Below are 17,573 nucleotides of genomic sequence, written 5' to 3' on the forward strand. Positions count from 1 at the left end.
CTCAACCCCTCATATCATTTTTCAATGTATCACCAATGATTTGAATACCACGAACAATATCGTCATCTGCTAACCGAGAAAAACCTAAACGAAATGTATTACTGCCTCCCCCTTTTGTGAAAAATACATCTCCTGGATAAAACACTACGCCCTGGTCATAGCACTTCTCCAGTAGCATACGTGCATCAATTCCCTCTTCTAGCTCTATAAAAAGATGGAGCCCACCATCTCCTGTGATTCTACTAAACGGAATGAATTGCATACAGGCTTGACGAGCAAGCTCATATTTTTTTTTATAGACAGACCTTGCCTTCTTTAAATATTTTTCAAAATAGCCATCCTGCAAATATTGATATAATACCGCCTGATCGAGTGTTGACGTATGAATCGTTCGAGCTCTTTTCATGCTTTCTAAGCAGTCGATTAACGCCTTATCTGCTAAAATCCAGCCAACACGTAAACCAGGGAAAAGTATTTTAGAAAAGCTGCCAATATAGACAACGTTATTACCTGCACCACTAAAAGCTATCAGTGGCGCTAAATGAGAGCTTGAGTACCTTAATTCCTCATTAAAACCATCCTCTACGATGGGAATTTGATATTTTGCAAAAAGCTGAAAAATAGCATTCCGTTTTTCTGAGGAAGTAACAATTCCAGTAGGATTATGATAAGACGGAATGAGATAGGCAAAATCAAATTCCTTTGCTGCTAAGATTTGTTCCACCTGATCGATATCAATTCCATCATCTCTCATATCAATGCCGTGTATCTCTAGCCCATGTAAACGGAAAAGCTTCAATGCTGCGTGATGTGTAGGATTTTCACATAGTACACGCCCTGATTTTTTAGCTAAAGAGGACAATATAATATCTAGCCCCTCTGTAAAACCATTTGTAATTAAAATATCTTTATTAGAAATGTCTACACCTTTCATCTCCATATAGCTAAGAAGATAGTCAATTAAAGGCTTATACCCCTTGGCATAGCCATAGTTCAAGACAATATCTCCTTCAATGGACATTCTTGTGAGAAACGCCCTTTTGAAGTTTTCAACATCAAAAAGCTTTTCTTCCGGGGCAATACTAGTGAAGGAGATCATTCCTTTTTGCCACTGTATGTCTTGTCGTAATAAATCAATTTCATCTGCTAATAAAGTGGTGGCATTCAGCCTTTGCTTCCAGTCCATTTCAATAGACGCTGTTTTCAATGGCGTGACCTTCCCCACAAAATGCCCTTTTCCCTTCTTTGCATAGATGATGCCATCTAGCTCTAATTCGGCATATGCGTTCAGGACCGTATTTCTACTGATCGCTAATAGCTTACTAAGTTCACGGGTAGATGGAAGCTTTTGATGTTCTAACAGATGCCCTTTGACAATCATATCTTGAACATAATCCTTCAATTGCACATAAACCGGACGTCCATCCATAAGCTTAAAATCACTAAACACTTCCTAACCCCCTTGCTTCATTTTTACATAACCCTTGCCAGCCTAAAAGGTCCACCTATGATGTAATTTCCAATTAGAGTGGTTGCTCTTATTTCTATCATATTTCAATAATGTAGTGAGCATAAAAAGAAAACTCCTATTCTATGTAGAATTTAATATAGGAGTTTAAATTTTATATTGCCAAAGGGTACAATAAAAATTTAGAAGTGGTGCGAAATCAGTTTATTTTACGTGAAGGACAGTGCCACTTCCAATTTCAATAGAAGAAACTACAGGAAGCTATTTCTGGATAGCTTCCTGCGTTCCCTACTATTGGCGAACTGGTATAGTCACCTCTAGCTCAGGAATATATTGAATTATAGGTTTATTATTCTCATCCATTTGAAATGCTCCCTTTGGGTATTCTTTAAAAAGATGTATATAAGGCTTGATCGTAATAGATTCTGGTACAAATTCAAAAGGAGTAAAGCGCTGATCCATAATTTGTTCACTACCATTGCTCTCATGCCAACCACTGCCATTAATTAGTTCAAGTTTATGCCCTTGCTCATCAAAAATATCCATCCCCATTGATAACCATGGCTCAATGAAAGTTGAGTTGTCTGTCAATATAGTTCTTGTCGTGATATTGGTTGTGATAGGAGTCACCTTAATCTGTTCAACTGTAAAATGAATATTATTATATTGTCGACTTATATTTGGCTGTAAAGTCACAGAGTCTGCAATTTTATTTTTCACAGGAACATCAATTTTTAGAGGATCCTGTATGCCTGTTATGTGAGTGTATATAGTTAAATCAAATTGCTCTGGGAAGGGTAGCCCTCCCTGATTGCTCTTATCAGAAAACTCAATTATGGTAGAATCCTTATCTTTACCTGGATGCAGAAAAATCCCAATATGATTCGACTCACTAGGAGCAAAATCATTGATTGACGCACCATTAATAAACAATTCAATATTACCGAGGCGCTCTTTTAATGTCTCCGTTTCACTAGCAGTTCGAGGTCTCTCTAACCCAATCGAGACACGTGTACCGTCATATGCTACCTCCGATACATTTAATGTAAATCCATCATGAGTGACACTTGTATTGGGTTTCGTTGAAAGTCCCTTTTCATCAGCCGTTTTCAGACCAAGATCACCAGCTAGACTGAAAATAGAAGATAATATTGGAACATGCTTTATCGTCGCAGCCATTGTAGGAGAAATCAAGGGTGTGATCAATAGCAGACATACCATCATAGCTGCCAGAGCTGTCACCATCACCACTTTATGGGGCTTCTTCTTATTAGTAATCAAACTTATCGGTTTATGTTCGTATTTATGCATAATACTTCTCACTAAATCTATTTCCACAGGTGTTTCTCGAATGGACTTCTCTAACTGTCTCATTTCTTCATCCTTCAGTTTTGAACGAATGCTCATAAAACTTCCCTCCTAGCTTATATTCATGCGCCAATTTCTTCCTTAGTCGTTCATATTTTTTTCGTACAGTAGCTGCTTTCACATCCATAATTGAGGCAATTTCATCAAAGCTATATTCTTCAATGGAGCGAAGTAATAAAATTCTTTTTTCATCAGCATTCAATTTCTCTAATAACTGATGAATTGTATCTTCGTAGCAATAGGCTTTATTTGCATGCTCAACCATTTGCTCCTTCTTAAATCCTGTCCAAAATTGAAAACCCTTATTTTTCTTTTTTAGTAAGTCGATACAATGATGATGGGCAATTTTATAGAGCCATGCTGAAAATGATACCGTATAAGAAAATTGACGAATATTCTCTAAGCCTTTTATAAAAACATCTTGTGAGGCGTCCTCCGCTTCTTCTCTGCTTCCTAATAGATAGTAGCAATAAAGATAGATTTGCTTTTGAAAGCAACGGATAATTTCAGTATAGGCTTGGATATCCCCTGCTTGAACTTGCTCTACTATAGCTTTTATATCTTGGCTCTTATTCTTATTGGATTTACTTGGTATAGTCACAAGCTTCCCTCCTCTCTATCTGTATAACTAAATTCATTACTGTTTTGTGACAGTACAAAATAAAAAAATGAAAGAGAAATAAGGTTTCTTAAATATATTCATATAATGTTAGATAAGTTTGGAAACGAACTGTTTTCATTTTAACAAGAGGAATAACCTCCTGTTTATTATGCTATAGTGTATTTATGGGTAATTTTTCAAATATTAGAAAGGAGTTATGAAATGGAAGAAATTTTAACGATTACGAATTTAACGAAGAGTTATGGAAGCAAGGAAATCTTGAAGGGGATTGACCTTCATGCAGCTAGAGGGGAAATCATCGGTTATATTGGTCCGAATGGCGCTGGTAAAAGTACGACTGTAAAACTTATTCTAGGGCTAGAAGGTGATTATGGCGGAGAAATTAAGCTCTTTGGAAAAAGCATAGGGCAAGATCATATTGATTATAAACGAAAAATTGGCTACGTTCCCGAAATCGCTGATGTTTATGACAATTTAACAGGCTATGAGTATTTAACCTTTATTGGACAGCTTTATGGTTTAGAGCTAGAAGAGGCGGCTGACAAATCCAAATCACTAATGGAATTATTCGGGGTTGGTGAAGCATACCATTCTAGAATTTCCTCCTATTCAAAGGGTATGCGCCAAAAACTACTCATCATTGCAAGCCTTATACATAATCCAGACCTACTATTTTTAGACGAACCTATCAATGGCTTAGATGCAAACAGTGTCATGATTTTTAAAGAAATCTTAACGCAGCTGGCTGCCAACGGAAAAACCATATTTTACTCATCTCATATTATGGATGTGGTTGAAAAAATCAGTAGCCGTATCATTCTTCTGTATGATGGAAAAATTGCAGCAGACGGAACATTTGCCCAACTACAAGCAGATAATACCGAAGGAACATTAGAAAGAATTTTTAACCAGTTAACTGGATTTCATGAGCATCAGGAAATCGGAGAGAAATTTGTGTCCATCGTCCGAGGAGTTCAATCATGACAGATTTCAAAACGCTACAATTGCTTGATAAATTCCGACTGCTCTTTGTAAAAATGGGCATTGATTATGACATGATGAGAAAAATCCTTCATATTAAATTAACGATGGATGAACGTAAAGTACCAACCCTATTTAATCAGAACAAAAAGAAAGACAATCAAAAGTATGGCTATATTAAGTCTCTATGGATTTATGTGTTATTTGGGCTTATACTTATCCCGCTTATGGGATTTGGTCAAAATTTTTTATTTCAAATGAGCATTGCCTTTGCGATGATTATATTTTTGATTATGACTTCATTGATTTCTGATTTTTCTTCTGTACTTTTAGATGTACGGGATAAAAGCATACTTTCAACCAAGCCTATTTCAGCTAAAACAATCAATGCAGCTAAATTTATGCATATTTTTATTTACTTATCCTATTTAACACTTGCCTTAACTGCTATCCCGCTGATGGTCAGCCTTTTTACTCAAGGAATTGTATTTTTTATTTTAACGGGGCTTGAGATTCTACTCATGAATTTACTGATTGTGGCATTCACCGCCATTTTATATATTGCTATTTTACGCTTCTTTGATGGCGAAAAACTGAAGGATATGATTAACTATGTACAAATTGCTTTGTCACTCATGCTGATGATTGGCTATCAGGTTCTTATTCGATCCTTTGAATTCGTCGATTTAAATATGACCGTAACATTTCATTGGTGGAGCCTCTTCCTTGTACCGATGTGGTTTGCCGCTCCATATGAATTAATACTACATGGTGATACATCCTTATTAACAGTCATCTACAGTATTTTAGCACTGATTATTCCTATAATCTCAATAGGAATCTATATCAAGCTCATTCCAACCTTTGAACGCAATCTTCAAAAGCTACTTAGTACAAGTAAATCAAAAAAAGAAAAGAACAACCGACTTAAGTCCTTTCTATTAACACTCGTGTGTAGCACACATGAAGAACGAGCTTTCTATCGCTTTGCCACTCTTATGATGAAGCAGGAGCGAGAGTTTAAGCTAAAGGTCTATCCGTCTTTAGGTTTTTCATTTATTATTCCTTTTATTTTCATGTTTACGTTTAATAGGTCCGAAGAAGTTGATTATGCTCTTAGTATGAGTTACTTAAATATTTACTTTAGTATGCTCATTATTCCTTCTGCTGTGCTTTTTCTTGGTCACTCTGCTAAATATAAAGCGGCGTGGATTTATAAAACACTCCCGCTTAAAGATTATACAGACTTACAAAAAGGTAGCTTGAAGGCATTTTTAATCAAATTGTATATTCCGTTATTTTTAGTACTAAGTGTAATCTTTAGCTATATTTATGGCATTCGGATTATCCCAGATTTACTGGTAGTTTTAGTAACAAGCTGGTTATATACGATCATCTGTTTCGTCATGATGAGCAATAAAATACCTTTTACTAAACCTTATGATGAAGTTGGAGATGCTCAAGGCTGGAAAACAATGTTGTTATTCATCCCTTTAGGTATGCTGGCAGGTCTACATTATTTAATTGCTAGTCAGGTACCATTCGGCTCTACTGTATATTTCATTGTGCTTCTCCTCATCAATATCGTGATATGGAGGCTGCTTTTTAAATCGAAAAAATAACTACAAAAAAACGGCTTGAGTCCCTTAATAGGATTCAGCCGCTTTTTCATTAAAAAGCCTTTCGCTCATAAATGCGGATAGACAGTAACCATGACCCAGTATATAAGATAATAATGATGACTGTGGAGATGAGATATAGTTGTAGCTCCTGTACCGCCATAAATTTTTGTACAAGGGCTCTTACTTGACCATTAAAGTCCGGGACAAAATAATTTACCATCACCATATAAATTCCAAATAAAGTTACACTAACAATAGCTAAGTGCTTTGTTTTAAATTGATAGGATATCGGCAGAATAAATGACATCGCAATCATGACTAATCCCATAATCAGTAGTATTTCTTTCCACAGTACTAATACTTCTTGCCCGTTCAAAAGAAAGTCGAGCACATACGTATAGCACATAAATAACCCTGTAAAAATGAATGCCCCAATATATTTTGAACTGACAATTTCCTTCCTTGTATAGGGTAATGAATTCAGTAAAATATTAGCATTATCTTTTTCATCACTGGAAAATGCATTCATAATAAAAACAATACTATAAACAAATACGATAAATACTGGAGAAACACTGACCAATAAGTAAAGTATAATAGTAGCTATGTAGATGATAAGCATGTTTTTTTGAATTAAAATATCCTTCAGAATAAGGTTCACCATATCCTTATCTCCCCTTTTTTGTATAATACATAATGTCTTCAAGCGTAGGTTTTTCGACGACAACGGCATCACCAAATATTGTGGCCACTCTATGTTTATGAGCTGTTAGTGCTTCAAAACCTCTGTTTGTTTTGCGAATGGCCAAGAACTCCTGCTCTGTTTCACGATCTAATAGCTCAAGCGTTCCCTTGACGATAGCGTAATCCTCTTCAATTTTATAAAACTCCTTCGTGAAAATATGCTCGCCATTATGAATAAAGGTAATATAATCTGCAATACGGTCTAAATCTGTTGTAATATGTGTAGAGAAAAATATAGTCTTGTGCTCATCTTGCATTAACTCATGTAAAATATTTAGAAGCTCTCTACGAAATATAGGATCAAGACCTGATGTTGGCTCATCCATAATGATTAATTCAGCATGATGGGCTAAAGCCATGGCTAATGATGCCTTCATCTTCATCCCCTTTGAGAATGTCTTCATATTTTTGTTCAATGGCAGTTCAAACTGATTAATATAATGTTGAAATGTTTTTTCATCCCAGTTTTTATAAGCTGGTTTAATGATCCTTTTCATATCCTTTAGCGTAATATTTTCATAAAAAATATTGTCATCATAGACAAAACCGATGCGTTCTTTTATTTCCTTTTCGTTTCCCTTATAGTGCTTACCAAAAATAGAAATAGTCCCGCTATCCTGCTGCATTAAATTCATAATCATTTTAATCGTCGTCGATTTTCCTGCCCCATTTCCACCAATAAACCCTGTAACAAAACCCTTTTTAACTTTGATCGAAAGATCCTTTATTTCAAATCCATTAAAGGATTTTTGTATATGCTGTAATTCAATAACATTTTCCATCACTCATCCTCCGTATACAATAAAGTAAGCATTTCCTTTAACTCTATTAAGCTAATATTCATTTCCTTCGCATTTTGAATCGCCACCAACAACTTTTCCTCAATGGCCTTCATTTTTCTTTCCTTCATCATTTCTGTATTTTGTTCAGAGATGAACGAGCCTTTCCCAACAATAGAGTAAATAAAGCCGTTTTTTTCAAGTTCTTCATAAGCACGCTTTGTTGTGATGACACTAATTTCCAAATCTTTTGCTAGTTGACGCATGGAGGGTAATGGTTGACCCTCTTGTAATTCACCCGTTAAGATTCGTTTTTTGATTTGTGCATATATCTGTTCATAAATAGGCTCTTTTGAACTGTTAGAAATAATAATTTGCATGCAAATACCTCTTTCGAAATATTGTATATATACTTTATATACAATATATACACATTTATAGTTATTTGCAAGTAAAAATTTCCTTTTAGTTATTAATTACCTGCAAACACAAAAAAGCATATAGCCAAATGAATGACTATATGCCCTGACACTTAAAATATAAATGCTTTCATTTCTTCCTCGCCGCTCTTCATATCTTTTATTTTATACATATTTTGAGTGACCTCGTCTTCTCCTAATACAATGACCTTTGGTGTATTTTCACGATTGGCTCTTTCCATCGCCTTTTTCACTTTCTTCCCACTTAGCTCGACTTCTACCTTATATTCCTTTTGCCGTAATGCTGTTGCCAGCTTCAGTGCCTCCTTTACTGTTCCAAGCGGAATAATATAAATATCCACAATAGGAGCATTTTGTTCTATTTTTCTCGAAAGATCCAAAGCTGTATAGATGACATCTAACCCAAATGAAATACCAACAGTGGCATAGGTTTGATCTGTCTCTAAAAGACCACCAATTGCATTGTCATAGCGTCCTCCGCTACCAATACTTGATCGGATTGTTCCATCCGCTAAAAAGATTTCATAAATTGTTCCTGTGTAAATTTCAAGTCCTCTCGCTAAAAACGGATTGAAAATACATTGCTCACTTATTCCAAGTGCCTCTATATAAGCTGTTAGTTCCAACAATTCCTGTAAACCTTGTTGTAAAAAGATGTTCTCGGTAGGGAACTCTTCAAAATACGCCATACTTATTTGAGGACGTTCATCTAAAAAATGCTTTATTTTATTAATGCTATTATCTGATAACCCCAATGCCTGCAATTCTGCCAGCATTGTTTTTTGGTCTATTTTTTCAATCTTATCTAAAATTAAAATAACTCGATTCATTTGATCCTGTTCAACTTCAAATAATTGCAGCAAGCCAACTAAAAGCTTGCGATTATTATATTGGAGGTTAATTGTAAGTTTAAGCTGATCAAAGGCATCTATCGCCATCATCATTAGCTCCGCCTCAGCAGCCTGTGAATCTACCCCTACAATATCTACATCACATTGAGTAAATTCACGAAAGCGACCAGCTTTAATGGGTCCATCTCGAAACACTTTGCCAATTTCATATCGTTTGAACGGCATAGCAAACGATGGGTTCATAGCTACAACCTTTGCAAATGGAATCGTTAAATCATAACGTAACGCTAAATCTCGCTCGCCCCTATCCGTTAATGTATACATTTCCTGTAGAATCTCAGCTCCACCAGCATATTTAGAAGCCATCAACTCTGTATAGTTAAGAATGGGTGTTTCTAACGGCTGGCAGCTATATGCCATAAATGTATCCTCTAAAGTGCGTCGAATGGTACGTCGAATAACCTCCTGCTCTGGTAAATAATCTTGCGTTCCTCGAACATTTTGATAGTCCATTTTTTTCATCATAAGCTCCTCCTCATTTTTTAAGCATTAAAAAAACCGTATAACGATAAAGCTTCAAATCAGCTTTATTTATACGATTACATGAGAAATAGTCTTCCTATTCAATATTAATAAGTTAATAAAGATAGCAAGACTAATGGCTATGATGATGTTTTGTTGTGTATGATTGGACAAGACGAATGGTCATGTTTATTCCCCCTTTAATATTAAGGGTTACTTTAAGACACAGCCGTTAAAATGTCAAACTTTTTCTAAAATTTATGCAGTATTATTTTTAATTTTTCAAGAGTGTCTAACATTTCAGCTAGCTCGTCAGATGATAAATGGGCGTGGTATCTTTCAGTAATCTGTTGGTTAAATGCTTCCACTTCTTGTTGATAACGTAATCCCTTTTCACCTAATTCAATAGAAAATGCTCGCTTATCTTCAACATGCTGCTTTTTTGTAATATAGCCATCCTTTTCCAGCTTTGCTAACTGCTGACTCACTGCACTTTTCGTAATTGTCATTTTTTCAGCTAGTTCCGAAGGTGAGCAGGACGGATGTCGAATCACTAATGTTAAAAGAACATATTGCTGATTATTTAAGGAGAATTTAGTATAGGCCCTTTCCATTTTCTCAAGGATGATCCAAATATCTTCTATGGTTTGATTAATTTGCTCCGCTACATTGTTAGTCTTCATTTTTTTGAGTATCACCTTTTTCACGCCATTTTTTAGGATTTAGGTAACTTTTAAATTTGTTAGCTACTTCTTTCCCAACAAGTAAAGCACCCAGCCAAAACATGATTTCAGCAACTATAATACTTCCCGGTATGATACCTGCTTTAACTTTCGTAGGTATCGGTGTGAATGGTGTAATGATTGGGATTAACCATAGTGAAAGAGAAAAAATAATAATGCCTATACCAAGCCTATAAGCAAAGGATTTTTTTGTTTTTTCGTTAGAGGTCATGTATCTTCTCCTGCACAATAATTTATTTAAGTTAACTAAACTATATTATAAATATCTTTTCATGTAAAGCCGTTTAATCTTTACGAGAAAACAATAAACCCCATCTATTTGAATACTGCTGAGTCAAATAGATGAGGTTATTAACACTGTTATTTTCCAAATGTAAGCGATATACGCAGCTCATCATTTGGCTTGTTGGTTAAATAATTATAAATGAAAATATCGAGCTCCTTCTTGTCAAAATTCTCATAAACATCCATTCTTTTATTATTTTCAAGCACACCTATAAATTCCCCAAAAAAGCTACTCGCTATATTAGATAAAAATAATACGCAATAAATAAGCCAAATAGAAGATGTGAATGGTAACAATAAAATCAATATGCCGCGAATGATGTCACTATAGATCATTAATTTTTGTTTATTGGAACGATCAATAATAGAGCCTGCAAAAAAGCTTGTTAAAATACGAGCGATTGGCCCTACAATAAATATACTAGCCATAGCAGTAGGTGACTCTGTTAAATGCCAAACTAATAAATTGAGCGCAACAAGATTTACCCAATTCCCTAAATATGAAAAACCAAAGCCAAACAGAATGAGACGATATTTCCTAATAATACGCATAGGTCTCCCTTCTAGCTCTCAAGAATAGATTTTTAGTCTTTCTTTACATAAAAGTATTCTTTTGGATAATCATATCTATTGAAGAATATTGGTGCAACTAAAAATAGCAACCCTTAGCTAGGTTCATAGCTTTGGGTTGCCTTTTTAGTTTTTCTTTATTGATAAAATGGTTTTACATCGTATCCGCTTTTCTCTAAGTGATAACGAATATTTTTATCGACTAGGAAGTGACCAGAACCAACCACAACAAAGTACTTACCTTCTTTTTCTTCAAGTACATTCATGATTTTCTTTGCCATTTGTTCATCACGTAAACCAAATAGCATTTCATTGAACTCTGATGCTGAACCCTCCATTTCTTGGAAGCTTTTTGCGAACTCTTCTACGTTCCCTTTATTCCAGCTTGTAAACCACTCTTTAAGAATTTTTGATTGATTTTCATCGGATGGATTAATGATACTATCCAACACTGCGACTAATGACTGCTCCTGTGCTTCTGGTGATAATGCATCGAACATATCAACTTGTGCTTTTATTCCTTCTAATTCAATGACTGGCTTTTGTTGCAACTGTGCATTCAATAAGAAGTATACATCAATACCATGCATTGCCATCTCTTGTGGCGTCAATCCAAAGGAATCGTCCGTTGCCAGCATAGATAAAGCACTAGATAGCATCCACGGCTTTTGCACTGTCAGCTGATCCATCGGAAGATCGTAAAGCTTTGCGACTTGCTCAAGCTTTGCATATGTTTCTGGTGCAACAGCATCTTTCAATGTTTTTCCATCTGTATACAGTGCCTTTTCTGAATAATATTCAAGTGCTTTTGTATCCAAAATATTTGCCTCAACTAATAACGCATCCGATTCATTGAACGCTTTTACTAATTTTTTATCGAAAGGATATAAGTCTGGTGTACCTAAATGGATAGAGCCTAATAAGTACACAGTCGTATCCTCATCCTCTACTACCCAGGCTACTCCCTTCGATCCTTGTTCTGCAAGGGCATATGTACTATTAATGAAACGAACAGCTAGTATAACAGCCTGCTGTGTTGTTGCCTTTTTTTCTAAATGCAGTCCGTTTGGAGAACCTTGTAATATATTTTGTTCTTTCATAAATTGAATGGCATCTTTGCCAACAGGTAAATCATAGCGTGCTACGATATTGTACAGGCGCTTCACAATATCACCACGTGTATTATCATTTTTTACACTCACTGGCTTGTATTGTTTATTTTCAGCTAAACCTAGAGTAGCAATTTTCTTTTCCGTCAAAGCTAGTAATTCATTTACTTTATCCACCGAGATTTCTTCAAGGAAACCATCGTAATACCATTCCATAGGGAAAATACCATATTTTTCTCCCTCATTTAATGTTTCAATAGCCCACGGACTAATCGATGGAACATGAGGCTGTAATTGCTCTTCAGCATGAATCACAGGTACAACCGTTGTCAGCATTAACGAAGCACCAAGCAACACTGCACTTGTTCGTTTCATCATCTTTTTCATCATACTCTTTTCTCTCCTATCTCCTATTTTATGTATCAACACCGCTTGAAATTATACCATATAAATAACAACTATATTATACTTAAATGTGAAAAAATTAACAAAATTGTATTGCCATTAAAGTTATGTCGAAATAGTTATCTATAAGCTACGTAATGCGACGCAGTTAATGCTGTTCACGCAAATAAATAAGACGATGACAGCTATTTATGTCATCGTCTTACTTGTGTATAGTTTATTGAATAAATTTAGGATCTAATATACCTAAACCACTACCTTCAAGTTCAAATTTCACTTTTGAAGCTCCATCTAAATTAACATGAACCTTTACCTTGTCTTTGATTGCTCCACTATCATAAATCAATTTACCATCTGCGTAAATTTTCAAGAAACCTACTCCGAAAGAGTTAGCTGCTAACTTTTTAATTGGTGCCAAATTGGTTTCGAATCCTTTGTAATTTCCATTGGCTAAGTATTCCACTGTATGGTCTTGAACAGCACCGCCCCCATGGTAACCACCAAGTTGATAAGAACGCTCGAACTTTTCACCTGTATGAATTACGATAGAACTTGGATTATGGAACAATGGGTCCTCATCACGCCCAATAGGTTTTACATCTTTCAAAGAGGTGAATTGGGGAACCTCACCAATAAAAACGGATTTTGTTTTTCCGTCCCATGTTACCTTTTCACCTAAAGATTCTGCAACAAAGCGCATTGGAACATATATTGTACCTTGATAATTAAATCCAGATTGACCTTTTTGCGGCACTTTTTCAACTTTATTGACATAGTAATTGATTGGATCCTGATACACGCTGATCTTTTTCAAGTCGCTTGCCGCTTCCGTAGTTGAGAAGTACGTAAACGTCAAACCTCCTAATATAAAAAATCCTAAATAACTTGTTATTATCAATAGCTTCTTCACAAAACCACTCCTTAAAATTAATATAGATATATGTAATTATACCAGAAATTTCATATAAATTTTATACCAGGATATTTTTAAACAAACTTTTTTATCTAGTAGAATTATTTTTTCTGTACTAGTTTATTTGTACGCTATTTGAATATTAATGGAAAAAACTCGAACCATAGCTAATGGATCGAGTTTTACAGCGATTTTATTTTTTCTGCTTATCAAATAATGTTCTTTTTAAAAATAGATGGTAGCACATCTAACAACCGTTCACGTGTGATAGGATCACAATGATTCCATGTAAAATCTACGAAATGAGTCTTACCAGGAGTTAACTTGGCTAAAGTGGCGATCTGTGGACATTGAGTAATCGTTTGTAATTCTTGAGGAGAAGCCAAGATAAAATTACGTTCTCCAGCATAGTGATTTATTTGATGCTGCTGGATTTCTATCCATGCTTGCCCTTGCTCAATTAGGTGCATTACTTTGGGAGTGGGACGGAAGCCAAGTGATTCATACAAGCTAGCAGCCAATCCTGTCTGACACATAACGTAAAATTTTACACCAAGCTTGAGATAAACCGTAGCCGTCTCTCCAGCAACATAAGCATCCACTAATTGCCTACGTACCATTCTTACTTTGTCCTCATATGTAGTAATCCACTTCTCCGCCGCTTTACTCCGCTCAACTAGTTTAGCGATATATCGTAACCGCTCAAACAATCTAAACTTCTTGTCCAGTACAACAGTTGGAGCAAGCGCATCCAGTTCCTGCAAGTCTTGCGGATAATAGCTAAGCAATATGAACTCTGGTTGCAGCTGTGCTATTTTATCTGGATCTGCCCAATCCCCGATACTATGAATATTTCGCAACTTATTGTGATAAACCACGTTATCTCTCATGATAGAGATGGCTGCTCCTATAGGGGGTATGCCTAGAACGAGTAATTCCCCAAGTGTAAATTTTCCATCAGTCACAATACGTGTTGCACTTGTAGGAACAAGAACCCTTCTACCCAGTGAATCAATAACTGTTCTTTCTGGCGTATGAAGATGAATGTTTGCATATTCACGTGGGGTGTTTCCAGTTAATTTATGAAAGCACCGACTGAAATAGTATTCATCTTTAAACCCAATTTGTCGAGCTATTTTGCTCAATGGATCGGTCGTATTACGCAGAAGTTCTTTTGCCTGATTTATACGTAAATGAGCCACATAATCAGTCGGCTTTTTGCCAGTCAACGTTTTAAACTTTTGACTATATTGCCATCTCACCATTCCAGCCATGTTAGCCAGTTGTTCTACTGTCAAGTCCTCATCATAGTGCTGTTCTATGTACTGTACAGTTTTTTGAACCAATTGTATCTTTTCTTCATTCAACAACTCGTTAGCTTGCTCATCTAACTGGACCATCATAGCTAGTATCTGCTGAAGTCTACCTTGCATCATCGCCATTCCTGATGTGGATAGAGAGGAACAAAACTGATTATTTATCCATGCTTCATTTCCTAATACTTGCTTGACTTGAGAAAATAACAGATTATAGGGATAACCACAAAGCAGGGGTGGATGGGCAACCTGATTCAACGTCATCCCTTCCACTTTAAAAGTTTCAAAGGTAAAGTGTGCCATCTGTGCCTCTTTGTTACTTGATTCTACAGTGTAGCTTTGTGTAGGTAAAATTAGAATGCAGCTTCCTTGTCGTAGATCAATAGCCATTTTGTCTACATGCAGCCGTATGCCATGACTCAATGCTATTAATAATGCGCATACATTTATTTCATTATCCTTTATTCCCTCATTGTAGCTACTAGCTAGCATTATTTGATCAACTCGAAATCGATCATAATGTTGTAGCCTAATATATAGGGGTGCTAGATTCATAAGCAACTCTCCAACTATTGAAAATGATTCTCATTATCGTTATTGTAACATATAATGACCCTCTATCAACTATTGTTCGAGTATGTACTATTTTAAAATACAAACAGTTTAAAAAATTGATTAGGTAAATACAATTTTTACTGTTTGTGCATCCATTCTGGTAACTTTTTATACAATTGCTCCAAAGCTAATAAATTATCTGTATTCCATTCATTAGGAACAACATAAACATTTCCCTTTTTGACTGCAGGCAAAGTTCCCCATATTGGGCTTTGTAGCAGTCGATCTGCCTCTTCTTCACTTTCATCATCCTCTTGTACAATGACAAACAAATGATCACCAGCAAACTCTGGAAGCACCTCTTCGGAAACCTCAAGGAAAGATACCCCTTCTACATCAATAATATTCTTCTGTACAGCTGGTGGGACGGCAAAACCGTTATCTCCATATATAATAGCACCAAAGTTACGGTCGCCCATAACATAAAGTATTTTACCTAACTGGTAGAATACTGTTGCGGTCTCTCCTTTTGCTAATTGAAGCTTATCAAACATTTCTTTAGACTGTGTTTCAAACTTAGCAATCATTTTACCCACTTCTTCCTGTTTACTCGAGATATTGCCCATCTCCTTTACACGTTCTGTATAAGGAAGAGCTGGGTTAAAGGGAATAGTCGTTGCGATTTTTGACAATTCCTCGTTAAGATTTGGATCGGACTTGTAATAACCATTAATAATCAGATCAGGTTTTAAAGTCAGAATCGTCTCTAAGTTAGCAGGATTTCCAATATCAACGATGCCTTCAAGTTTATCTCCATAGTAACTAGCAGGATCTTGAGGAAGATTATTACCAACAAGGGGAATATCCATCGCCAAGAAATCACCAGTCGTCTGACCAATATAAACTACTCGTTTTGGATCTGCAGGTATTTCAACTTGTTCGCCTGTAATCGTTGTATATTGAAGCGTTGTCTCACTTTCCTCTACTTGCACATCAGATTGAGCTGTTTTCCCATTTTCCTTACCCTGCGCATCAGACGCACTGCCATTAGAATTACTGCATGCCGATAGCATCAACAGCAACAGAAGGAAACTTCCTCCCCATAGTATAAATTGCTTACGTAGAAGCTTTTTCACATTTATTACCCCTTTCCTTTTTACCTTTAATTGAAAACGATTATCATTTACAGCACTATTATAGTTTGTATGAAAAGGGTAAACAATGGAAAAAACGCAATGATTTATTTGGATAAATGTCAATAGCTTCCCCCAAAAAACGCACGTTCTCTTATTTCACTTATTAGGTAGCAGAAAGAAGTTTTATATTTATTTAATTTTAATTATCTCTATACATGTTTAATGACAATAACCGCAGAAGATTTTCAATAAAGTTGGATACTGATGCGCAAACAGCAATAAGATTATCCAATTCAAATTTGATAAAAAAGCTTGGATATTCTATTTGATTTCCTCAGCTAGCTCCAAAATAATTCCTTCTGGTCCGCGAACGTAGCATAATTTATAAGCATTTTCATAGTTAGATATCTCACCAATAAGTTCTGCGCCTTTCTTTGTCAATTTGGTAACAAGGGCTTCAATATCTTCAACAGCAAAGGCAATATGCTGGATACCCAAAGTATTTGCTAAAGGATGCCGTATCCCTATTTCATTTGTTGGCGCGTTAAATTTTACTAGTTCAATATTTGTATCACCATCTGGCGTTCGCAACATTACTATTTCTAAATTTGCGTCACTATCTGATAGTCGCCACATTGCCGTTTCCTCTTTAACGTCTTGAAGCCCTATTATCCACTCCATCCTCTTTACCCACTCACCCTCCACTTTTCCTTCCCCTAGCATCTCAAGGCCAAATTCAAGGAAAAATGCTTTTGCTGCTGGAAGATCATTGACGATTATCCCCACATGATCGATCTTACGGATTTTCATATTTCATACCACCTTTCTCCTTATTTGCATTTTGATTGCTGAATAGCTTTTTTCCCTATAAACAAACTATCCACCATAGGCAAATATCTATAACTAACATGAACTAATAATCCTATGTCTTAATCTTTTTCATCGTATATTTATGATAGTCCTTTTTACGAACAAAACGTTTTTCTGAAACAACTCCATAGACCTTAAACATCTAATTTTTGATTAAGGGTGGTTTTAGAATCTTTTCATTTCCTCCAATAACAATCTACAAAAGAAGCCCATTACTTTTGTAGATTTAATACAGATAAACAATTTTTCACTTGATCATCTCTTTAACCCCATG

General features: G+C 35.7%; 17 protein-coding genes. 2 read left to right on the forward strand and 15 right to left on the reverse strand.

Annotated features, from left to right (window positions below; genetic code table 11):
* Position 1: 1 nt before the first annotated feature.
* The 3 genes from V6670_RS21690 to V6670_RS21700 form a co-directional block, all read right to left on the reverse strand.
* Entirely contained in the window at positions 2 to 1,450 is a 1,449-nt protein-coding gene (locus V6670_RS21690; RefSeq protein WP_338652125.1) for a PLP-dependent aminotransferase family protein, read from the reverse strand.
* A 309-nt stretch (positions 1,451 to 1,759) separates the two neighbouring features.
* Entirely contained in the window at positions 1,760 to 2,875 is a 1,116-nt protein-coding gene (locus V6670_RS21695; RefSeq protein ID WP_338652126.1) for a DUF4179 domain-containing protein, read from the reverse strand.
* Positions 2,847 to 3,437 (reverse strand): RNA polymerase sigma factor, encoded by a 591-nt coding sequence (locus V6670_RS21700; protein ID WP_338652127.1) that lies wholly within the window; start codon positions 3,435 to 3,437, stop codon positions 2,847 to 2,849. Before V6670_RS21700 ends, V6670_RS21695 begins: the two co-directional genes overlap by 29 nt.
* Positions 3,438 to 3,659: 222 nt before the next feature.
* Here V6670_RS21700 and V6670_RS21705 point away from each other — a divergent pair, with 222 nt between their 5' ends.
* A complete protein-coding gene (locus V6670_RS21705) occupies positions 3,660 to 4,442 on the forward strand; it encodes an ABC transporter ATP-binding protein (RefSeq protein WP_338652128.1) in 783 nt (260 codons plus the stop codon).
* Positions 4,439 to 6,061 (forward strand): hypothetical protein, encoded by a 1,623-nt coding sequence (locus V6670_RS21710; protein ID WP_338652129.1) that lies wholly within the window; start codon positions 4,439 to 4,441, stop codon positions 6,059 to 6,061. The genes V6670_RS21705 and V6670_RS21710 overlap by 4 nt, the downstream gene beginning before the upstream one ends.
* Positions 6,062 to 6,110: 49 nt before the next feature.
* Here V6670_RS21710 and V6670_RS21715 read toward each other — a convergent pair whose 3' ends face one another.
* The 12 genes from V6670_RS21715 to V6670_RS21770 all read right to left on the reverse strand — a co-directional run bounded on the left by V6670_RS21715 (position 6,111) and on the right by V6670_RS21770 (position 17,239).
* Positions 6,111 to 6,725, reverse strand: coding sequence for an ABC-2 transporter permease (locus V6670_RS21715; protein WP_141904177.1), 615 nt, complete (start codon positions 6,723 to 6,725; stop codon positions 6,111 to 6,113).
* A gap of 4 nt (positions 6,726 to 6,729) precedes the next feature.
* Positions 6,730 to 7,587, reverse strand: coding sequence for an ABC transporter ATP-binding protein (locus V6670_RS21720; protein WP_141904176.1), 858 nt, complete (start codon positions 7,585 to 7,587; stop codon positions 6,730 to 6,732).
* Positions 7,587 to 7,964, reverse strand: a complete 378-nt coding sequence (locus V6670_RS21725; protein WP_036128812.1) for a GntR family transcriptional regulator — start codon at positions 7,962 to 7,964, stop codon at positions 7,587 to 7,589. Before V6670_RS21725 ends, V6670_RS21720 begins: the two co-directional genes overlap by 1 nt.
* Before the next feature lie 152 nt (positions 7,965 to 8,116).
* Positions 8,117 to 9,397 carry a histidine--tRNA ligase gene (locus tag V6670_RS21730; RefSeq protein ID WP_141904174.1) on the reverse strand — a complete coding sequence of 427 codons (1,281 nt, stop codon included), beginning with the start codon at positions 9,395 to 9,397 and terminating at the stop codon, positions 8,117 to 8,119.
* Positions 9,398 to 9,648: 251 nt separating this feature from the next.
* Positions 9,649 to 10,080: a MarR family transcriptional regulator gene (locus V6670_RS21735; RefSeq protein ID WP_141904173.1), complete on the reverse strand. Its 432-nt coding sequence runs from the start codon at positions 10,078 to 10,080 to the stop codon at positions 9,649 to 9,651.
* Positions 10,070 to 10,351 (reverse strand): transporter suffix domain-containing protein, encoded by a 282-nt coding sequence (locus V6670_RS21740; RefSeq protein WP_141904172.1) that lies wholly within the window; start codon positions 10,349 to 10,351, stop codon positions 10,070 to 10,072. Before V6670_RS21740 ends, V6670_RS21735 begins: the two co-directional genes overlap by 11 nt.
* 149 nt (positions 10,352 to 10,500) lie before the next feature.
* Positions 10,501 to 10,977 carry a hypothetical protein gene (locus tag V6670_RS21745; RefSeq protein WP_338652130.1) on the reverse strand — a complete coding sequence of 159 codons (477 nt, stop codon included), beginning with the start codon at positions 10,975 to 10,977 and terminating at the stop codon, positions 10,501 to 10,503.
* A 155-nt stretch (positions 10,978 to 11,132) separates the two neighbouring features.
* Positions 11,133 to 12,494, reverse strand: a complete 1,362-nt coding sequence (locus V6670_RS21750) for a TraB/GumN family protein (RefSeq protein WP_141904171.1) — start codon at positions 12,492 to 12,494, stop codon at positions 11,133 to 11,135.
* A 232-nt stretch (positions 12,495 to 12,726) separates the two neighbouring features.
* Positions 12,727 to 13,419, reverse strand: a complete 693-nt coding sequence (locus tag V6670_RS21755) for a stalk domain-containing protein (protein WP_141904170.1) — start codon at positions 13,417 to 13,419, stop codon at positions 12,727 to 12,729.
* A gap of 212 nt (positions 13,420 to 13,631) precedes the next feature.
* Positions 13,632 to 15,293, reverse strand: coding sequence for an AraC family transcriptional regulator (locus V6670_RS21760; protein WP_338652131.1), 1,662 nt, complete (start codon positions 15,291 to 15,293; stop codon positions 13,632 to 13,634).
* A 137-nt stretch (positions 15,294 to 15,430) separates the two neighbouring features.
* A complete protein-coding gene (locus V6670_RS21765; RefSeq protein ID WP_338652132.1) occupies positions 15,431 to 16,429 on the reverse strand; it encodes an ABC transporter substrate-binding protein in 999 nt (332 codons plus the stop codon).
* Between the two features lie 321 nt (positions 16,430 to 16,750).
* Positions 16,751 to 17,239 carry a VOC family protein gene (locus tag V6670_RS21770; RefSeq protein ID WP_141904168.1) on the reverse strand — a complete coding sequence of 163 codons (489 nt, stop codon included), beginning with the start codon at positions 17,237 to 17,239 and terminating at the stop codon, positions 16,751 to 16,753.
* Positions 17,240 to 17,573: the final 334 nt, after the last annotated feature.

Source organism: Lysinibacillus sp. Y5S-8 (assembly GCF_036894365.1).
GTDB lineage: Bacteria > Bacillota > Bacilli > Bacillales_A > Planococcaceae > Lysinibacillus > Lysinibacillus fusiformis_D.